Source organism: Sphingobacterium sp. JUb56, assembly GCF_014191365.1.
GTDB lineage: Bacteria > Bacteroidota > Bacteroidia > Sphingobacteriales > Sphingobacteriaceae > Sphingobacterium > Sphingobacterium anhuiense.
In genome coordinates this window covers 486,688-504,308 of record NZ_JACHWL010000001.1, presented here as the reverse complement: position 1 = coordinate 504,308, position 17,621 = coordinate 486,688, and the positions used below count along the sequence as shown (strand labels likewise).

The window sequence follows — 17,621 nt, the reverse complement described above, 5'->3', positions numbered from 1 at the left end:
TTTTTAAAAACGTTCTAAAATCATTTTTATAGCACGATCTACGACTTTATCTGGCTCTGAACTAAAATGTCCCGCTACACGGCTGGCTAAAATAGCATTAATAGATAGCGCTTGATGACCAAACATACGGGATAAAGCATATATTCCAGCAGTCTCCATTTCTAAATTTGTTATTCTTAAACCATCTGACTTGAAGCTATTCGCCAATTGGATCAAATTAGGAAACGTATTTTCAGAACGCACATTCCTACCCTGAGGTGCATAAAAACCAGGAGCAGTCATCGTCACTCCTTTTGGCAAATCGTAAGCATATTGTGCTAATAAATTTTTACTGGCCTCCGCAACATAAGGCTTTAGATATAAATTCGGAAAAGCATCCCATACTGCTCTTTCCAAAGTTTTCTCATAAGCTGAATAGGGTTTTACATAATATTGCATCAGGGCATCAAAGCCTACTCCAAATGAAGAAGCCAAAATCGTTCCCATTTCAATATCCGATTGAACAGCACCAGAAGTTCCGATTCGAATGATATTTAAACTTGTTAGCTTTGACTTTAATGCTTTTGATTCAAAATCAATATTCACGAGCGCATCCAATTCATTAAAGACAATATCAATATTATCCGTTCCAATGCCTGTTGATATAACAGAAATACGTTTATTACCAATATATCCTGTGTGTGTAATAAACTCCCTTTTTCCCTTCTGAAGTTCAATACGGTCAAAATACTGAGATACCTTTACTACACGGTCAGGATCCCCTACTGTGATAATGGTATCTGCAATATCTTCTGGCATTAAATTCAGATGATAAATACTCCCATCTTTATTCAATATTAATTCTGAATCATTTATCATATTGTCCGCAAATAAGAAAGTTTACAATTATCAATTTTATCAAAACGTGTAATGACCGAATTGACCTGCATTTTTCGTACTTCAATTTCCATATAGCATGTATTATCAAAAACTTGTTTACTGACAGTTATATTCTCTTCTTTAACCACGCGCATCACGTCGTTCATAGCTAAGTAATCAAATTCAATTTTATAGATATCATTGACAGTTTTCTCTACAATCTCTACGGCAGATAAAACCTCTTGAGTCGCCGTTTTATAAGCATTAATCAGACCTGGGACGCCTAATAAAGTTCCTCCAAAATAACGAACTACAACCACAATAATATTTGTTACATCTTGTGATAGTAATACATTTAAAATAGGCCGACCGGCCGTCCCCGAAGGCTCTCCATCATCATTCAGCCGATATACTGTTCGATCCGGACCAATTCGATATGCCCAGCAATGGTGTCTCGCTTTAGGATGTAGGGTTTTTAGATCTGCTATGATTTCCTTCAACTGATCTTCCGTTGTGAATGGGTAGGCATAGGAAATAAATTTACTTCCTTTATCACGAAATATTCCCTCTGCACTTTTTTCAATTGTACGATAAGTATCTTCAAATAAACTCACAAATATGTTATAATTAAAACTGATATAATAGAAAGTGCTAGCCCTAATTTATTGATAGCACTTAATTTTTCTTTAAATAATAAAACACCGACCAGAGCCCCTATTGAAATTACACCAATATTCATCCCTGTGAAAACAATAGAAGGATTATCTGGAATTGCTCGATGAGCTTTCATATAAAACAATATATTCCCAAAATTGAAAAAGCCCAATACAATGCCAAATCCGAAAGATTTAAAAGAAAATGACTGCTTTTCAATTGCTAAGAAATAAATCATAAATAGAAACGCCACAGCTATGGCCAATAAAAAAACAACAAACATAGCTGTAATATAAGGAACAGATTGATGAAGCGCTATTTGTTTAAAAAGAATGTCAATAACACCCATTCCAATAAAAACAATTAAAGGATACAGCAGGCTACCAATCTTATTGTTATTTTTAACATTCCCCTTTTGCCAACCAATGGAACAAATGATAGCAACTAAACCGACTAGAATACCAATTCCTTTATTCCAGGTAATGACTTCCGAAAAAAGTACAAAGGATGCCATTAAAGGAATAAACAGAGACAATCTTTGTGCAATCTCCGTTTTAACCAAACCTGTGTATTGAATTGTCAATGCAATAAAAATAAAAAGTGTTGGAAGTAAAATTGCCAAAAGAATATACAATTCCCAAGGCATTTGTCCAATCTGTATATCTCCGAGGTCTGGCTCTAAAACAAAATAAGTTAGTACTGCTGCTACAGGATAATTCCAGACAATAATTTGTTTGGTGCTTACCTGCTGTAGTTTTGCATACTTTAATAGCACTGCGACCGTAACACTACATAGAACACTTAATAAAACAAAAATCATAAACTTAAATAATTTCGAAAACCGTTTAAAGCTATTAAGGCCTTCTCCTTCAATTTTACGAAATATTCCCCGTATTTCACATTTAGAAGACCTAAAACTGATAAAAGCCAGTTGCTATCTTCAGATAGGAATTAGTGAATGGTATCAAAATTAGCTAGCAATTTTCCAGCGATACAGCTTACTCACTATCCAGCCTTAGTCATTGATGTAGTTTTTATGTTCCGTCATATGAGAAATATCTCCGATAACATAGACTTCTATTTATGCATAACTTAAATAGTGATCGTATGACAAGCAACACACCTTGATATACCTAATCAACTCATTGCGGAGACTAAATGTTGAAAATTTTCAGCTTAATTTTCGATATATTCTAAACAAAAACACAAATAAACAACCAAATTAATGACATAAAATAGTGTTTTTAAAACAAAAATATAACATAAATAAACTTAAAAAAAACACAAAAATAAACTTAAAAAATAGACAAAATAAACTGATTTTTTTCATAAAAAAATAATCTATATTATAATTTATATGCATTTAAACAAAATAAACAAGGATATCGAACACAAAAAGTACATAAAAAATTACATAAAAAACAGCTAAAAAAATAGCTGTTTTCTTAATTAAAAAACACATAAAATTACGGCTAAAAAAATATTTAATTTTTATCTTGCATTTATAAAAAACATCCGTATATTTGAAATATCGAAACGAACAAATAATGAAAACGACGACTACATATTTTTTCAATTACTTTTATTTTAGACAATAAGAGCAGGGACGAATTTGTAATTATCACAAGATATTAAAAAGCAAAAGTTCCGATCAACAATCGGAACTTTTGCTTTTTCTAAGAACATATAAAACAAACAATGGGTTTAAAAATTGCAATACAGGGAGTAAAAGCTTCCTTTCATGAAGAAGCATCATTTAAGTACTTCGGTGAAGACATCGAAACGATAGAATGCGATACTTTTAAAAAAACCTGCGAATTATTAAAGCAGAAAAAAGTTGATTATGTTGTAATGGCTATTGAAAACTCAATTGCGGGAAGTATCTTACCCAATTATAATCTTTTGAGAGATTATAAATTCAACATTGTAGGTGAAATTGCCTTAAGCATTCATCAAAATTTATTGGCTTTACCAGGAGTTAAACTTGCTGATATAAAATTCATAGAATCGCATCAAATGGCCATTCGCCAATGCGAAGAGTTCTTGCAGGAATTACCAGATGTTAAAATATCAGAAAGTTCAGATACAGCGGCTTCAGCAGCAAAAGTGGCAAATCAAAAATTAACTGACACTGCTGCTATTGCAGGTACACTTGCTGCAAAAACGTATGGTCTCAATATATTAGAAGCAAAGATTGAAACTAACAAAAAAAATAGTACGAGATTCTTAGTGTTATCCAATGATGTCGAAGAACAAGCAAGTGCAAATAAAGCTTCTTTATCCTTTCAAACAGGAAACTCGGTAGGTTCTTTAGCTTCGATTTTACAATGCTTTGCTGATCAAAATATTAACCTAAGTAAAATCCAATCTATGCCTGTCATAGGAAAAAGAAATGAATATGATTTTTTCGTTGATGTGGAATGGAAAAAGCAATCAGATTATGACGCTGCTATTCGTAAAGTATTAAAACACAGCATCAATTTTAATATTATGGGTGAATATGTAAAAAATGACCGCATATAAGTTCTAATAAATAAAAAGTAAAACTCACAATAGATATTGAAATCATCATGGCCTAAAGCGCTCGAAAAATAACGAAAAATGATCATGATAACTTCATAACCACTAAAAAAATAAAATTACATAATAATGAAAAACACATTAGATATCGTCCCTTTAAAATCTTGGTTAGATACAGGAGACAAGCCTTTAATTATAGCAGGACCTTGTAGTGCTGAAACAGAAGATCAATTGGTTTCAACAGCGCATTTATTAGCAAATACTGGTAAAGTAAACATCTTACGTGCAGGTATATGGAAACCACGTACTCGTCCAGGAGAATTTGAAGGTATTGGTTCTATTGGTTTAGAATGGTTGAAAAGAGCAAAAGCAGAGACAGGATTATTGACAGCGACAGAGGTTGCAACAGCGAAGCATGTTGAAGAAGCATTAGCTGCTGGCGTAGATGTGTTATGGATTGGAGCGCGCTCTACTGCAAACCCATTTACTGTGCAAGAAATTGCTGATGCATTAGTTGGAGTAGATATCCCTGTATTCGTTAAAAACCCGGTAAACCCTGATTTATCATTATGGTTTGGTGCTTTAGAGCGTATTAACCGTGCGGGAATCAAAAGATTAGGAGCTATTCATAGAGGTTTCTCTTCTTACGAAAAATCAGCTTTCCGTAACGAACCAATGTGGGATCTTGCGATTCAATTAAAATCATTATGTCCTGATTTGCCAATTATCAACGATCCAAGCCATATCTGTGGTAACCGTGAATTGTTGCCGTACATTTCTCAAAAAGCAATGGATATGGATTTACAAGGATTGATCATTGAATCACATATTGACCCTTCAGTTGCTTGGACTGATGCAAAACAACAAGTTACTCCAGCGGCTTTGGCTGATTTAATTGATCACTTAAACTTACGTAAAGCAGACTCAGATAATCAAGCTTTTGAAGATAAATTAGCAGAATTACGTACAAGCATCGATAAATTAGATGATCTAATTATTCAAAAAATTGGTGAACGTATGAAAATTGCTGAAAAAATTGGCGAATACAAGCGTGATAATAGTGTCACAATCTTACAAGTTAACCGTTGGGACGAAATCGTTCAAAAACGCACGCAGCTCGCTGAAGCATTAACTTTGAGCAATGATTTTGCAGTTAAATTCTTAGAATTAATTCATAATGAATCAATTCGTAAACAGAATGCAATCATGAATACTCAACCTACTGCGGAGGCATAATGAGTCAACAGGTGATTACACTTACTCACCCATCTAAAAGTATTAATGGTACGGTTCAACTTACTGGTTCAAAATCAGAAAGCAACCGTGCCCTTATTATTCAAGCATTGGGAAAAGAGAAAGTACAAATAGAAAATCTTTCGCAAGCTTTTGATACAGTTACACTAAAGAAGGCTCTTCTGCTAGCTACCAATACGCAATCTGAACTAACCAAAATTGATATTGGACCCGCAGGGACCGCAATGCGTTTTTTAACAGCCTATCTTAATCTGATTAAAGGAAATTTCATTCTAACCGGTTCAGAACGTATGCAACAAAGACCTATCGGTATTTTAGTTGACGCGCTCAAGACTATCGGAGCTGATATTCATTACGAAGCAAAATCTGGCTTCCCACCTCTTCATATAGAAGGTGGCATGATTCAGAGTAAGGATAAAATTTCAATTAAGGGAAATATTAGCAGTCAATATATTTCAGCTCTATTGCTCATTGCGGCATCCTTAAAAAAAGGTTTAACACTTGAAATTGAAGGCGAACTTACTTCACGACCTTATGTCACCATGACGTTGAATATGTTGAAAGAAGTTGGTATTCAATACGAATGGTTGCATAATACCATTCATATTCCAAATCAAGAAACAAAGGAAGCAACGATTTATGTCGAACCTGATTGGAGCGCGGCGTCTTATTGGTATGCCATAGTAGCACTTTCTAATTCAGGATCGATCATACTTCCCGGATTGAAAAAAAGTAGTCTACAAGGTGATATAGCAATTGTTGAAATTATGAGCCACTTTGGTGTTGCCTCAGCTTTTGAACAAGATGGTTTACACCTTACAAAAATAAGTGAGCCTTCTGGGAAAACATTTTTTGACATGAAAGAATGCCCAGATTTAGCACAGACAGTAGTAGTTATAGCGGCTGCATTAAGACGCGATATATCACTTACAGGTTTAGAAACATTGAAAATTAAAGAAACAGATCGAATTTTAGCTTTAAAAACAGAAATTGCTAAATTCGGAGCAAAATTGATCGAAGATGGAACCACTTATCATATCAAAACTGATGAAGTCTTCGAACCAACAGCTGTTTCTTTCGCCACATATGAAGATCATAGAATGGCAATGGCATTTGCCCCACTTGCATTAATATTCAAAAGTATTAATATTGAGGAACCACAGGTTGTCGAAAAATCTTATCCAGACTTCTGGAAACATTTAGCTGAGCACAAATTTATTATTACTTAGCAAAAAATACCGCAATAATGCTCCTATTATTGCGGTTTTACCTATATTTATAGAAATTATATTAAATCATGGCAGGAAATTCATTTGGCGATTTATTTAGAATTAGCACTTTTGGGGAATCTCACGGAAAAGCGATTGGTGTTATTTTAGATGGCTGTCCTCCAAATATAGCTATTGATGAGGACTTTATCCAATCAGAACTTGATAAACGTAAGCCCGGTCAATCAAAAATAACCACACAACGCAAAGAAAGTGATACAGCACAAATTCTTTCTGGCGTATTTGAGGGCAAGTCTACAGGAACACCTATTGCCATACTTATCCCAAACGAAGATCAAAGATCGAAAGATTACTCACATATAAAAGATATCTTTAGACCATCACACGCAGACTATACATATCATATGAAATATGGTCATCGTGATTACCGAGGTGGAGGTCGCTCATCGGCTAGAGAAACTGCAGCTAGAGTTGCCGCAGGAGCAATTGCCAAATCCTTTTTAAAACAACATGGAATAGAAATATTTGCGCACGTATCAGGTGTTGGCAAAATTGAATCTCCAAATTTAGATACAAAAGATTTAGAAGCATTGTTAGATTTGAGAGAATCTAATATTGCACGATGTGCTGATCCTGCTACAGCGAATGAAATGATTGAATTCATTGATGCTGTTCGTAAATCAGGTGATACTGTAGGAGGACGCATTTCAACTATTATTAGAAATGTACCAGTCGGATTGGGTGAACCTGTTTTTGACAAATTACATGCGGATCTAGCTAAGGCAATGATGAGCATCAATGCCGTACACGGTTTCGAATATGGATCAGGATTTGCTGGTTCTGAATTACTAGGTTCACAGCATAACGATCTTTTTGTATCTGAAGAACATGATATCCATCGTACTAAAACCCATACCAATTTCTCTGGAGGAATACAAGGTGGTATTTCAAATGGTATGGACATCACATTTAAAACAGCTTTCAAGCCTGTTGCTACTATTATGAGAGATCAACAGACAATTGATTCAAATGGTAATGAAGCTACAGTTCAAGGAAAAGGAAGACATGATCCTTGTGTAGTTTCCCGAGCTGTTATTATTGTTGAGGCAATGGCTGCATTAGTTATTGCTGATCATTTATTAAAACAATCTAGTTACAAAAATGTCAGATAAAAGTGAATTCATTTTAGGAGTGGATATCGGCGGCACACATATTAGCGCCGCTATAGTAAATAAATTAGATTGGAAAATTATTCCGAATAACGTGGTGAGAAACCACGTTTTTTCGCAAGAAAATGCTAAATCGATTTTCCTTACTTGGGCAAACACAATTAACAGTTGCGTAGAAGCTGCTGGATCTATGGTAAAACACATTGGAATAGCAATGCCTGGCCCTTTCGATTATGAAAATGGTGTGTCTATGATGACTGGACAAAGCAAATATGATGACCTATATAAAATGAATGTCAAAACCCCGTTGGCAACATTAATAGGAATTCCAGAACAAAATATTCATTTCATTAACGATGCCGCGGCTTTTTTGCAAGGAGAGGTTTTTGCTCAACATCTGAATACAAAAGAAAGAATTTTAGGAATCACTTTAGGTACAGGTCTCGGTTCAGCAGTCTGGAACAAAGGAGAAAAATCTTTCGATGCCGATCTTTGGAACACACCATATAAAGATTTAATTTTTGAAGAGTTTTTAGTAACCAGATGGTTTATAAAACGGTTTAAGGAACTTACAGATATTGAAGTAACGGGACTTAAACAAATTATCAATGAGCATCAACAAAACCCTGCCTTTAGCATATTATGTGAGGAATATAGCATCCATTTATTGGATTTTCTTGATTTCTTCAGTAAAAAATATAATTGTATAGACTTTGTAATCGGAGGAAATATTGCAAAAGCACTACCTATACTATTGGGTCAAAAGAAAAATCAAGTAGAAGCATATAATATAAAAACTGCAATTCTAGGAGAAGAGGCGGCAATTATTGGTGCTGCCGCTCAATTCTCATAAAAGTATCTATCCCTCACTGACTAAAATAGTGAGGGATATTTATCCGGATTACCTTCGTTCATCATTTCAAAGACAGTTTCCACAATATCATCGCTCGAAGGTTTTGTGAAATAATCACCATCAGAGCCATAAGGAGGCCTATGTGCTTTAGCACTCAACGTTCTAGGCTGACTATCTAATAAATAATAACCATTTTGATCCTCCAATATTTGCTGCATTATAAATGCCGATGCACCACCAGGGACATCCTCATCCACAACCAATAATTTATTCGTCTTTTTTAACGATTCAGCACATAAATGAGCTTTATCAAAAGGCTGTAAAGTTTGAGCATCAATAATTTCAACACTGATGCCCAATCGATCCAGTTCCATCGCAGCCTCTTCGACCACACGTAAAGTAGAACCATATGAAACAACAGTAATATCAGCACCTACTCTAATGCACTCAGCATAACCAATCGGGATCGTAAAGTCACCAATATTATCTGGTAAACGTTCTTTTAAACGATAACCATTTAAACACTCGATCACAAGAGCAGGCTCATCGGATCTAAACAAAGTATTATACATTCCAGCAGCTTGAGTCATATTACGAGGAACACAAATATGCAGCCCCCTTAAAGTCCCCAAGATCATAGACATTGGGGAACCCGAATGCCAGATACCCTCTAAACGATGACCACGAGTACGAATAATAACAGGCGCTTTCTGTCCCCCAAACGTACGATAACTCAAACTCGCCAAGTCATCACTCGCCACCGTAATACCATAAAGAAGATAATCTAAATATTGAATTTCAGCAATAGGCTTAAGTCCCCTAATAGCCAATCCAATTCCTTTCCCTATAATAGAATTCTCTCTAATTCCAGTATCAAATACTCTATGTTCTCCAAACTTCTCTTGTAGACCAGCAAACCCTTGATTTACATCACCAATTTTACCAACATCCTCACCAAATGCTAACAAGCGCTCATCTCGACGGAAATTCTCTTCGAAGCATAAGTTAAGAACTTCCCGGCCGTCAATAAATTTAGCATCATCAGAATATTGAGGGGCGATAACTTGGACATTTTCCGGACCATCAACTCCTGTGGTAAATAATTTCGAATTATATCGGGATTCATTTACCCCTTGTTGAAGTTTATACCAAGCCAATAAAGCACCTTTACCTTCAATATCCTTCCCTTTCAGTTCACGAATAACCTTGCGGACAGTACTATAAACCTCCTTCAAAGAAGGTTCAGTTAAAGATTGCAATTGTTTTAAAGGTAATTCGACCAGTTCGTCATCAATTTGACTTAAAAGTCCAATAGCCTGTGAAGCATCAACAGCTAAAGCTTTATTATAATCAGACCAGGCACGTCTCTGCTCCTTCCTCACGAAATCCTTCGCTTCTTCATCAATTAAATTCAACTGCTCAGCAGTTGCAATATCCGAATCAATCAACCATTGATGCATTTTAGCAATACAATCATGCTCAAGCTCCCAGTTTAAACGCTCTTTCGACTTATAACGTTCATGAGAACCAGAAGAAGAATGCCCCTGTGGTTGAGTCAACTCGATAACATGAACAATACAAGGCGTATGGTGCTCCCTAGCATATTTTGCAGCTCGCTCATAAGCCTGACAAAGTCCTGGGTAATCCCAGCCTTTTACTTTAAATATCTCAAAACCGTTAGATCCATCTTCCTTCTGAAATCCTTTCAAAACTTCGGAGATATCCCCTTTAGTCGTTTGCACCTCATTCGGAACCGAGATTCCATAGCCGTCATCCCATATCGAAATAACAACAGGAATCTGTTTAACACCTACAGCATTGACAACTTCGAAAAATACTCCCTCTGAAGTTGACGCATTACCTACAGAACAAAAGACAACCTCATTACCCCCATTAGAAAAATACTTTAAATAAGATAAATTCGGATTCTCACGATACAGTTTTGAAGCTAGGCCAAGACCTAAGATACGAGCCATTTGCCCGCCAGTAGTCGAAATATCTGAGAAAGTATTCTTTTGCTTCGTTTGGTCCAACCAATTACCTTCCTCATCAATAACACGGACTGAAAAATGACAATTCATTTGACGCCCCGCAGAAGATGGATCATACTCAACATCAGGATGAGCATATAATTGCGAAAAAAAATGATAAATTGAGGTCATTCCACTTGCAAAGGCCAAGGTTTGGTCCCTATAATATCCGGAACGCCAATCACCCTTTTGAAATACTTTAGACACTGCAATCTGCGCCAGTTCCTTCCCATCTCCAAAAATTCCAAATTTTGCTTTTCCTGTTAAGACTTCCTTACGTCCCAATAGACTAACATATCTGCTCTCTACTGCAACCCTATAATCTTCAACAATGATCTTTCTAAAGTCATCAAAACTTAATTTCGAATTTAAATCACTGCCTTGGTCTAATGTGGTTTCCAACATATTATATTTTCAGTTTCCAACAAATTTAATAAAAATAATATTCTAAAATAATCATTATTAACATTAATAAATAATTGGAGATAGCTATTTAAACAATATAAATAATTGCTTAACGGAATTAGCACTTACAATTAGCTTATAGCTACTCTACTAAAGAATATTATCAATTTAGTCACTAAATCTTATCTTTGGTAAAATAAAACATCAAAACTTTGAAATTTCAAGATCTTAATATTCATTCAAGTCTTTTATCCATCTTAGAGCAATCAGGATTCACAATCCTGACATCCGTTCAAGAACTTGTGATTCCTCATATACTAAATAAAAAAGATCTTATTGCGATTGCTCCTACAGGAACAGGAAAAACCGAAGCGTTTACAATACCCATCTTACATCGCTATTTCACACAAGAAATTACATTACAGGAGCAGACACTTATATTAAATCCTACAAGAGAATTAGCGTTGCAAACACAAAGCCGTATAAATAAGCTCATTCAAAGCTACCCCGTTACAACCATCACACTTGTTGGAGGACAGGCTTATGATATGCAGCTAGCAGGACTATTGCAAAGTCCTACTATACTTATAGCGACCCCTGGCCGTATCTTAGATCTTATTGACCAAGGGAAAATTACATGTAATACTATTAAAACGCTGGTTATAGATGAGTTTGATCAGTTATTACAGCTAGGTTTTATTAAAGAAGTAAATCAAATTTTAAAGCATTTACCAAATAAAAAACAAAGCCTTTACTTTTCAGCTACACTTCCTAAAGATATTTTGAAAATTGTGAATAAAACGTTGAAAAATCCAATTAAAATTGAAATAGAAAAGGAAGTGAAGAAATGCACGATCGAAGAAAGTGTATTTTATGTAGACAGAACCAATAAAAAAAATCTGATCAAGTACTTAATCGAGTTAAACCCGGAAGAACAGATACTGATCTTTAGCAGAACAACACATGCAGTAGATCGTATCGTAGCGGATTTAAAAAAAGAAGGAATTGTCGCCGAAGGGCTTTACGCAGATAAAGCGCAGAAAAATAGAACGCAACTATTAACGGCTTTTAAATCAAAAGAAATTCAGATACTTGTTGCCACAGACCTACTGGCTAGAGGAGTGGATATCGAAAACCTTCCCATAGTAATAAATTACGAAGTCCCGGATAGTGATTCCTTATACACGCATAGAATTGGGAGAACAGGAAGAAGTATGACAACAGGTAAAGCTTATACCTTTTGCGACGCACAAGACAATAACAAGTGGATCCAATTACAATTATCATTAAATAGACAAATAAAAATAAACGACCAGCACCCTTATATATTAACCTGGGAACAAATGATTTCCACAAGTCAAGTCAAAACAGCTAAGAAGAAAAAAAAATAAGGAATCGAAATTGTTGCACATCCTTATATCCCATTCCTAATAAAATGTCTATTTTTACTAATTATCATAATGATCGAAATTTAATATGAGTACGGTACATTTATTTAACGACAGTGAAAACTCAAATGAAAATCTGCTAGGGGATCTTTCAAAAACTATCAATATTAATTCTTTACTGGAGATTCCGTTTAAAGAACGTGATGAAAAATGGGTAGCAGAATTTTTAGACAACATAGGTGAGTCAACCTTCCAGCTGGCAGCATCAGAACTAATCATAGGTCCTGATGGATATCCTTATTTTCAATTAGAAAATGCACCGAAAGATCAAAATTTTCAAGCTTTTGTGATCAAACATAAATTGAAATCATTCCTTCTCAAAAAAGGTATGGGGCTTGCTATTAATACACATCAAGAGCAACCAGACTGGATCTTCTCATATGGTGACCTAGTCAACTATTCCTTAAATAATGAATTCTATTCTGATGAGTCTATTTTTTCAAAAAAAACGGAAGAGGCTCACATTGATAAAGATGAAAAAATCTTAGTGGGACAACCTTCAGAAACAATTCTACCAAAAGACTTACGCCATAATTTGAGAGAATACTTAGTAAACATGGGGATCAAAGAACCCAAAATTATGTTGATAGCAAGAAATTATGATGATGAAACTTTGGTAAGTCAGGATTTAGTTTTTAATATTACACCAGCTATGTTTCAGACTGAGCAAGATTTTAAACAAATTATGGCATCTATATCTTGGTTTTTACCGAGGCATTATTCCTACATGGGTATAGACGAGCAAACAGTTGAAAATGGTTTTATGCCTTTATAATGATGAAACTCAAATATATATTGCCGATCGGCTTATTAGCACTGTCTGCTGCCTGTGCTACACAGCATCATTCAAAAAATCAAAATAAGAACGGGTGGATCAGTCTGTTCAACGGAAGAAATCTTGATAATTGGATTGTGAAAATACACCATCATGATGTTGATGTAAACTTTGCCAATACCTTCCGAGTAAAAGACGGTGTAATACAAGTCAATTACGATGGCTATGGTGATTTTAATGAGCAATATGGACATCTTTATTATAAAACGCCCTATTCAGATTATCACGTTAAGCTAGAATATCGATTCTATGGAGATTTACAAAAGGGTGCACCATCCTATACCTTACGGAATAGCGGACTTATGTTTCATTCACAAGATCCAAGAACGATGCCTAAAGAGCAGGATTGGCCAATCTCAGTTGAAATGCAATTTTTAGGAGGGTTAAGCGATGGAAAGCCGAGACCAACCGGCAATATGTGTTCTCCAGGAACAGATATCGTCTATAAAGGAAAAAAATTGGAATCACATTGTCTAGAATCAACCTCTAAAACATATGATGGAGATCAATGGGTCAAAGCAGAATTGATCGTACATGGTGATTCATTGATAACACATATCATTAATGGGGATACTGTCCTTCAATATAGCCAGCCAACGATAGGTGGCGGAGTGGCAAATAGGTATGACCCAAGAATAAAAATTGATGGCAAAAAGCTAAAACAAGGATTTATAGCCTTGCAAAGCGAAGGTCAGCCTGTGGAATTCAAAAATATTTATCTTAAAGATTTATCAAAAAAATAAAATAATAGCACATGTTTCCTTTTAATGTAAGAGTATATGGAATTTTGATTAATGATGATAATGAAGTACTCATCAGCGATGAGAAAACTGAAAATGTATCGTTCACCAAATTTCCTGGAGGTGGTTTAGAATACGGAGAAGGACTTATTGATGCCCTAAAAAGAGAATATCAAGAAGAATGCAACTTTGATATTGAAATCTTATCACACATCTATACAACTGATTTTTATGAAAAATCAAGCTTTAATGACAGTCAGATTATTTCAATATATTATTTAATCAAAAACAGCACCCCCATTCAGATCCGAACCACAAAAAAAGAATTTGACTTTGAAGGCCAGGAATATGACGATGGTAAAGCGCAATCTTTTAGATGGGTAAAAATAGAAAACTTGAAAGAAATTAATCTAACATTCAAAACCGATCAAATGGCATGGAATATTTTTTATAAGGATATAAAATAAATTTGTATTTATAAAAAAAAACATTAAATTTACGTATACCAATAAAAAAATTACCTTTTGTAGAAGGAACCTAATCAGTTATTTTGTTAAGATTATTCCAGATTTATAAACGTAAAACTTTGGTATACTGAATTTTGCAAATTCCTAGTTCTATAGGTTTTTTAATAGTTAGTGTGATTTTATGGCGATACTCCCGGTATCGCCTATTTTTTTTAATAAAAGTCCAGACACTTAAGTGCATGAACTTATATTGCTTCAAAAATTATATTGAAAATATATACTCTTATGCAGGATCTCTACGCAATTATAATCAAATCACTAAAACTAAAAGAGGCTCTAAACAAAGAATAGAACCTCTTAAGAAAAGTTCGTGCTATAAATCGTTTAGACAAAATAAGCCAAAAGCAAGACAATAATAATACAAACAATAATAATAATCTTAGTGACTCCTGAATTATTATCATCGCTCTTAAAGTGATAATCTCTTTTACTTGGTAACATATGTAACTCCTTTCTTTAATTGATGCATAAATTATATTAATTCCACAATTATTCGTGATGATAAGGCTCACCTTTTAAAATTGAAAATGCGCGATAGGTCTGCTCAACAAAAAACAAACGAATCATCTGATGCGAAAATGTCATCTTTGATAATGATATTTTCTGATTAGCACGCTGATAAATCTGATCATCAAAACCATAAGGCCCTCCTATAACAAAGATAAGATGCTGCGTACTCTGAATCATATTCTTTTCCAAATAAGAAGCAAATTCCAAAGAACGATACTCCTTCCCAAACTCATCCAGTAAAACAACAGTATCCAAAGAATTAATATGTTTCAGCAAAAGTTGTGCTTCCTTTTCCTTTTGTTGTTCTTTCGTTAGATTTTTACTATTCTTGATATCTGGAATAACTACGAGATTGAAGGTTATATAAAACTTTAATCGTTTCAAGTATTTTTCAATTCCTTCAATCAAATATTTATCATCTGTCTTCCCAATGCACAACAAAGTTATTTTCATAAATCATTCTCTTTCTACAAAAATGACTTATTTTTTGATTATTTTGTAATAAAAGTTCCAATTATTAAACAAGCGAACTATTAACTTTGTTTAATATGCTAGATTTGGAACAGTTAAAGCTACCCTATTTCTATCAAAGTCCTAACACCTGCTGCCAAATCGACTCACAAGTAAATGATGCATCAATCTGTATCCTATTTTTCAGACATCGGATTACGACCAAACCCTCTCCCCTAATAAAAAACTAGCACAACAATCAAATAATCATCTTGATCACAAACAGTTCCATATGACCTCCTTTTCTAATTCCTATTTAGATCTGAGCAATTACTTTTTTAAGAATAGTGATTCTTAATACACATCATATTGTTTGCAAAAAACAGTGTTCTTCTAGACAAAGGTTGTTTTTTTTGATTGTTTAATAATAAAATATTGACTTTAACTAAACAATCTAAGTTGGCTTTGTGTTTAAGCTTTTAGACTTAAAAAAATGAAATATGAATAAAATAAAACTTTTATTGTTTACAGCCATCTTTCTAATAATTAACAAAGGTCAGGCACAAGTTGATTCGACAAAGAATTGGACCATACATGGAGAGAACACATTTCTGATTAACCAAAGTTCATTCTCGAATTGGGCTGCCGGGGGAGTCAATTCTTTCGCAGGCAACATAATCTTAAATTATGACTTCAACTATAAAAAAGAAAAATGGTCCTGGGATAATAAAGTAATTGCAGCTTATGGTCAAACTTTTCAAAAGGAAACAGATTGGAGAAAAAATGACGACCGATTATCTTTAAACAGTTTATTGGGTTACCAAGCTAAAGAACATTGGCTGTACACCTTTTTTCTTAATTTTAACACCCAATTTGCCAAGGGTTATGATTATACATCCGCAAATAAAAAATTGCTATCAGAGGCCTTTGCTCCTGCCTATTTAAGCTTTGGTCCCGGTATAGCTTATAAAAAATCAGATAATTTAAAATTTAACTTGTCTCCCGCAGCCGTTCGCTTTGTTATTGTTAAGAATGATAGCCTAGCGCCAAATTATGGACTGGATCCTGGAAAAAATACACGCGTAGAATTTGGTGCTTCATTTGATGCCTATTATAAAACACAAATTATGGAGAATGTTACTTTTGAAAATATCCTAAAACTTTATTCCAACTATTTAGAGAAGCCACAAAATGTAGATATTGACTATACGGCCAATCTAAATATGAAGGTGAACAAATGGATTACAGTAAATGCAGGTGTACAGTTAATATATGATGATAACACCAAACTTCCTAAAATAGAAAATGGAGTTCAAGTAGGCAAAAAATCAGATCTACAAGTGAAACAAATACTAGGAGCTGGTATTACTTACAAATTCTAATGATGTAAAAAAGCCTTGTTCTTAGTAAAGAACAAGGCTTCCAAATAACTATATAAGTTTTAATATTTTAGCTTAACCTTTCTGAAAACAAAATGCCAAAGCCAAATAGGACCTACGGAAATTAATGTCCAAAATTCACCTAATGAAATAGCTTTATTCTCTTTAGACTTACCCCACCATAATGCAGCTAAAGAAACTGCTGTAATCACTCCAGAAACAAGTAATACACTTGGTCCACCATCCCGCTCAATATATTCGAGTTGCACAATAAAATAACTCATTATGCCTATACATAGTAAAACAGCATAAGATAGTGTTGGAGAAAGCTTTAAAAAATAATAGATAAGCACGGCAATAAAAAATGAACCCCAGTTCAGAAAAGTATGCCATCCTAATTTAACCAAAAAATCAAATTGAGGAAATGGAATCATCCAAATCAGTCCCATTAAACCAAAAAAGAATAACGGTAAAAAAATAATTTGAAAAATTCGATTCGTAGGATTCTGAAAATTTGCATTTAAATTCTCAAAATATTGATCAACTGGTCTTTTTACTTCTTGAACGGGCGGTTGCTTTTTCTTCATCTGATCTGCGTTATAGTTGCTATGCAATATGAACTGCAAAAATACTAAAAATAAAAGTTGAAAGTAAGGCGAAATAGCGATTAAAAACAAAAAAAGCCAGTCTGTAATAAACCTGCTCTGTTGAAAACCGAATATAATGCCAATAATAAATCTTAATCATTAAATAGGATCAA

General features: G+C 34.3%; 16 protein-coding genes. 10 read left to right on the top strand and 6 right to left on the bottom strand.

The window, feature by feature from the left end:
* Positions 1 to 3: 3 nt before the first annotated feature.
* Genes FHR29_RS01805 through FHR29_RS01795 form a run of 3 tightly spaced genes read right to left on the bottom strand, consistent with a single transcriptional unit; the run spans position 4 to position 2,332 of the window.
* Entirely contained in the window at positions 4 to 858 is an 855-nt protein-coding gene (locus tag FHR29_RS01805; RefSeq protein ID WP_168127447.1) for a nucleoside phosphorylase, read from the bottom strand.
* Positions 855 to 1,472, bottom strand: a complete 618-nt coding sequence (locus tag FHR29_RS01800; protein WP_021191198.1) for a YigZ family protein — start codon at positions 1,470 to 1,472, stop codon at positions 855 to 857. Before FHR29_RS01800 ends, FHR29_RS01805 begins: the two co-directional genes overlap by 4 nt.
* A complete protein-coding gene (locus FHR29_RS01795; protein ID WP_183912017.1) occupies positions 1,469 to 2,332 on the bottom strand; it encodes a DMT family transporter in 864 nt (287 codons plus the stop codon). Before FHR29_RS01795 ends, FHR29_RS01800 begins: the two co-directional genes overlap by 4 nt.
* An 878-nt stretch (positions 2,333 to 3,210) precedes the next feature.
* Between FHR29_RS01795 and FHR29_RS01790 the strand changes: the two genes are divergently transcribed.
* The 5 genes from FHR29_RS01790 to FHR29_RS01770 all read left to right on the top strand — a co-directional run bounded on the left by FHR29_RS01790 (position 3,211) and on the right by FHR29_RS01770 (position 8,537).
* Positions 3,211 to 4,035, top strand: a complete 825-nt coding sequence (locus FHR29_RS01790) for a prephenate dehydratase (RefSeq protein WP_132772628.1) — start codon at positions 3,211 to 3,213, stop codon at positions 4,033 to 4,035.
* 126 nt (positions 4,036 to 4,161) lie between these two features.
* The gene (locus FHR29_RS01785; protein ID WP_021191200.1) at positions 4,162 to 5,268 is read left to right on the top strand and encodes a chorismate mutase; all 1,107 of its coding nucleotides are present in this window, start codon (positions 4,162 to 4,164) and stop codon (positions 5,266 to 5,268) included.
* On the top strand, positions 5,268 to 6,515 hold the full coding sequence (gene aroA / locus FHR29_RS01780) for a 3-phosphoshikimate 1-carboxyvinyltransferase (protein WP_132772626.1): 1,248 nt from the start codon (positions 5,268 to 5,270) through the stop codon (positions 6,513 to 6,515). The genes FHR29_RS01785 and aroA overlap by 1 nt, the downstream gene beginning before the upstream one ends.
* A gap of 68 nt (positions 6,516 to 6,583) precedes the next feature.
* Positions 6,584 to 7,687, top strand: coding sequence for a chorismate synthase (aroC, locus tag FHR29_RS01775; RefSeq protein ID WP_021191201.1), 1,104 nt, complete (start codon positions 6,584 to 6,586; stop codon positions 7,685 to 7,687).
* The gene (locus FHR29_RS01770) at positions 7,677 to 8,537 is read left to right on the top strand and encodes an ROK family protein (RefSeq protein ID WP_021191202.1); all 861 of its coding nucleotides are present in this window, start codon (positions 7,677 to 7,679) and stop codon (positions 8,535 to 8,537) included. Before aroC ends, FHR29_RS01770 begins: the two co-directional genes overlap by 11 nt.
* Positions 8,538 to 8,557: 20 nt before the next feature.
* Here the strand turns inward: FHR29_RS01770 and FHR29_RS01765 are convergent, their stop codons facing one another.
* Positions 8,558 to 10,972 carry a thiamine pyrophosphate-dependent enzyme gene (locus tag FHR29_RS01765; protein ID WP_183912015.1) on the bottom strand — a complete coding sequence of 805 codons (2,415 nt, stop codon included), beginning with the start codon at positions 10,970 to 10,972 and terminating at the stop codon, positions 8,558 to 8,560.
* Between the two features lie 212 nt (positions 10,973 to 11,184).
* On the opposite strand from FHR29_RS01765, the gene FHR29_RS01760 reads away from it, so the two are divergent.
* The 4 genes from FHR29_RS01760 (at position 11,185) to FHR29_RS01745 (ending at position 14,462) form a co-directional block, all read left to right on the top strand.
* A complete protein-coding gene (locus tag FHR29_RS01760) occupies positions 11,185 to 12,363 on the top strand; it encodes a DEAD/DEAH box helicase (protein ID WP_183912013.1) in 1,179 nt (392 codons plus the stop codon).
* 85 nt (positions 12,364 to 12,448) lie between these two features.
* Complete coding sequence (locus FHR29_RS01755) at positions 12,449 to 13,195, top strand: hypothetical protein (protein WP_132772619.1); 747 nt, start codon at positions 12,449 to 12,451, stop codon at positions 13,193 to 13,195.
* Positions 13,195 to 13,998, top strand: coding sequence for a DUF1080 domain-containing protein (locus FHR29_RS01750; protein ID WP_243656022.1), 804 nt, complete (start codon positions 13,195 to 13,197; stop codon positions 13,996 to 13,998). The genes FHR29_RS01755 and FHR29_RS01750 overlap by 1 nt, the downstream gene beginning before the upstream one ends.
* 11 nt (positions 13,999 to 14,009) lie before the next feature.
* Entirely contained in the window at positions 14,010 to 14,462 is a 453-nt protein-coding gene (locus FHR29_RS01745; RefSeq protein ID WP_183912011.1) for an NUDIX domain-containing protein, read from the top strand.
* A gap of 549 nt (positions 14,463 to 15,011) precedes the next feature.
* On the opposite strand, the gene rlmH is transcribed toward FHR29_RS01745, so the two are convergent.
* Entirely contained in the window at positions 15,012 to 15,485 is a 474-nt protein-coding gene (rlmH, locus tag FHR29_RS01740; protein WP_183912009.1) for a 23S rRNA (pseudouridine(1915)-N(3))-methyltransferase RlmH, read from the bottom strand.
* A gap of 497 nt (positions 15,486 to 15,982) precedes the next feature.
* Here rlmH and FHR29_RS01735 point away from each other — a divergent pair, with 497 nt between their 5' ends.
* Positions 15,983 to 16,864: a DUF3078 domain-containing protein gene (locus FHR29_RS01735; protein WP_183912007.1), complete on the top strand. Its 882-nt coding sequence runs from the start codon at positions 15,983 to 15,985 to the stop codon at positions 16,862 to 16,864.
* A 59-nt stretch (positions 16,865 to 16,923) separates the two neighbouring features.
* On the opposite strand, the gene FHR29_RS01730 is transcribed toward FHR29_RS01735, so the two are convergent.
* Positions 16,924 to 17,448 (bottom strand): hypothetical protein, encoded by a 525-nt coding sequence (locus tag FHR29_RS01730; protein ID WP_183912005.1) that lies wholly within the window; start codon positions 17,446 to 17,448, stop codon positions 16,924 to 16,926.
* Positions 17,449 to 17,621 lie beyond the last annotated feature (173 nt).

What these genes read in the sequence shown, in the direction of transcription:
- FHR29_RS01805 (WP_168127447.1), bottom strand. Translation starts at nt 858, where the DNA reads ATGATAAATGATTCAGAATTAATATTGAATAAAGATGGGAGTATTTAT.
- FHR29_RS01795 (WP_183912017.1), bottom strand. Translation starts at nt 2,332, where the DNA reads ATGATTTTTGTTTTATTAAGTGTTCTATGTAGTGTTACGGTCGCAGTG.
- FHR29_RS01790 (WP_132772628.1), top strand. Translation starts at nt 3,211, where the DNA reads ATGGGTTTAAAAATTGCAATACAGGGAGTAAAAGCTTCCTTTCATGAA.
- FHR29_RS01785 (WP_021191200.1), top strand. Translation starts at nt 4,162, where the DNA reads ATGAAAAACACATTAGATATCGTCCCTTTAAAATCTTGGTTAGATACA.
- aroA (WP_132772626.1), top strand. Translation starts at nt 5,268, where the DNA reads ATGAGTCAACAGGTGATTACACTTACTCACCCATCTAAAAGTATTAAT.
- aroC (WP_021191201.1), top strand. Translation starts at nt 6,584, where the DNA reads ATGGCAGGAAATTCATTTGGCGATTTATTTAGAATTAGCACTTTTGGG.
- FHR29_RS01770 (WP_021191202.1), top strand. Translation starts at nt 7,677, where the DNA reads ATGTCAGATAAAAGTGAATTCATTTTAGGAGTGGATATCGGCGGCACA.
- FHR29_RS01765 (WP_183912015.1), bottom strand. Translation starts at nt 10,972, where the DNA reads ATGTTGGAAACCACATTAGACCAAGGCAGTGATTTAAATTCGAAATTA.
- FHR29_RS01755 (WP_132772619.1), top strand. Translation starts at nt 12,449, where the DNA reads ATGAGTACGGTACATTTATTTAACGACAGTGAAAACTCAAATGAAAAT.
- FHR29_RS01750 (WP_243656022.1), top strand. Translation starts at nt 13,195, where the DNA reads ATGATGAAACTCAAATATATATTGCCGATCGGCTTATTAGCACTGTCT.
- FHR29_RS01745 (WP_183912011.1), top strand. Translation starts at nt 14,010, where the DNA reads ATGTTTCCTTTTAATGTAAGAGTATATGGAATTTTGATTAATGATGAT.
- rlmH (WP_183912009.1), bottom strand. Translation starts at nt 15,485, where the DNA reads ATGAAAATAACTTTGTTGTGCATTGGGAAGACAGATGATAAATATTTG.
- FHR29_RS01735 (WP_183912007.1), top strand. Translation starts at nt 15,983, where the DNA reads ATGAATAAAATAAAACTTTTATTGTTTACAGCCATCTTTCTAATAATT.
- FHR29_RS01730 (WP_183912005.1), bottom strand. Translation starts at nt 17,448, where the DNA reads ATGAAGAAAAAGCAACCGCCCGTTCAAGAAGTAAAAAGACCAGTTGAT.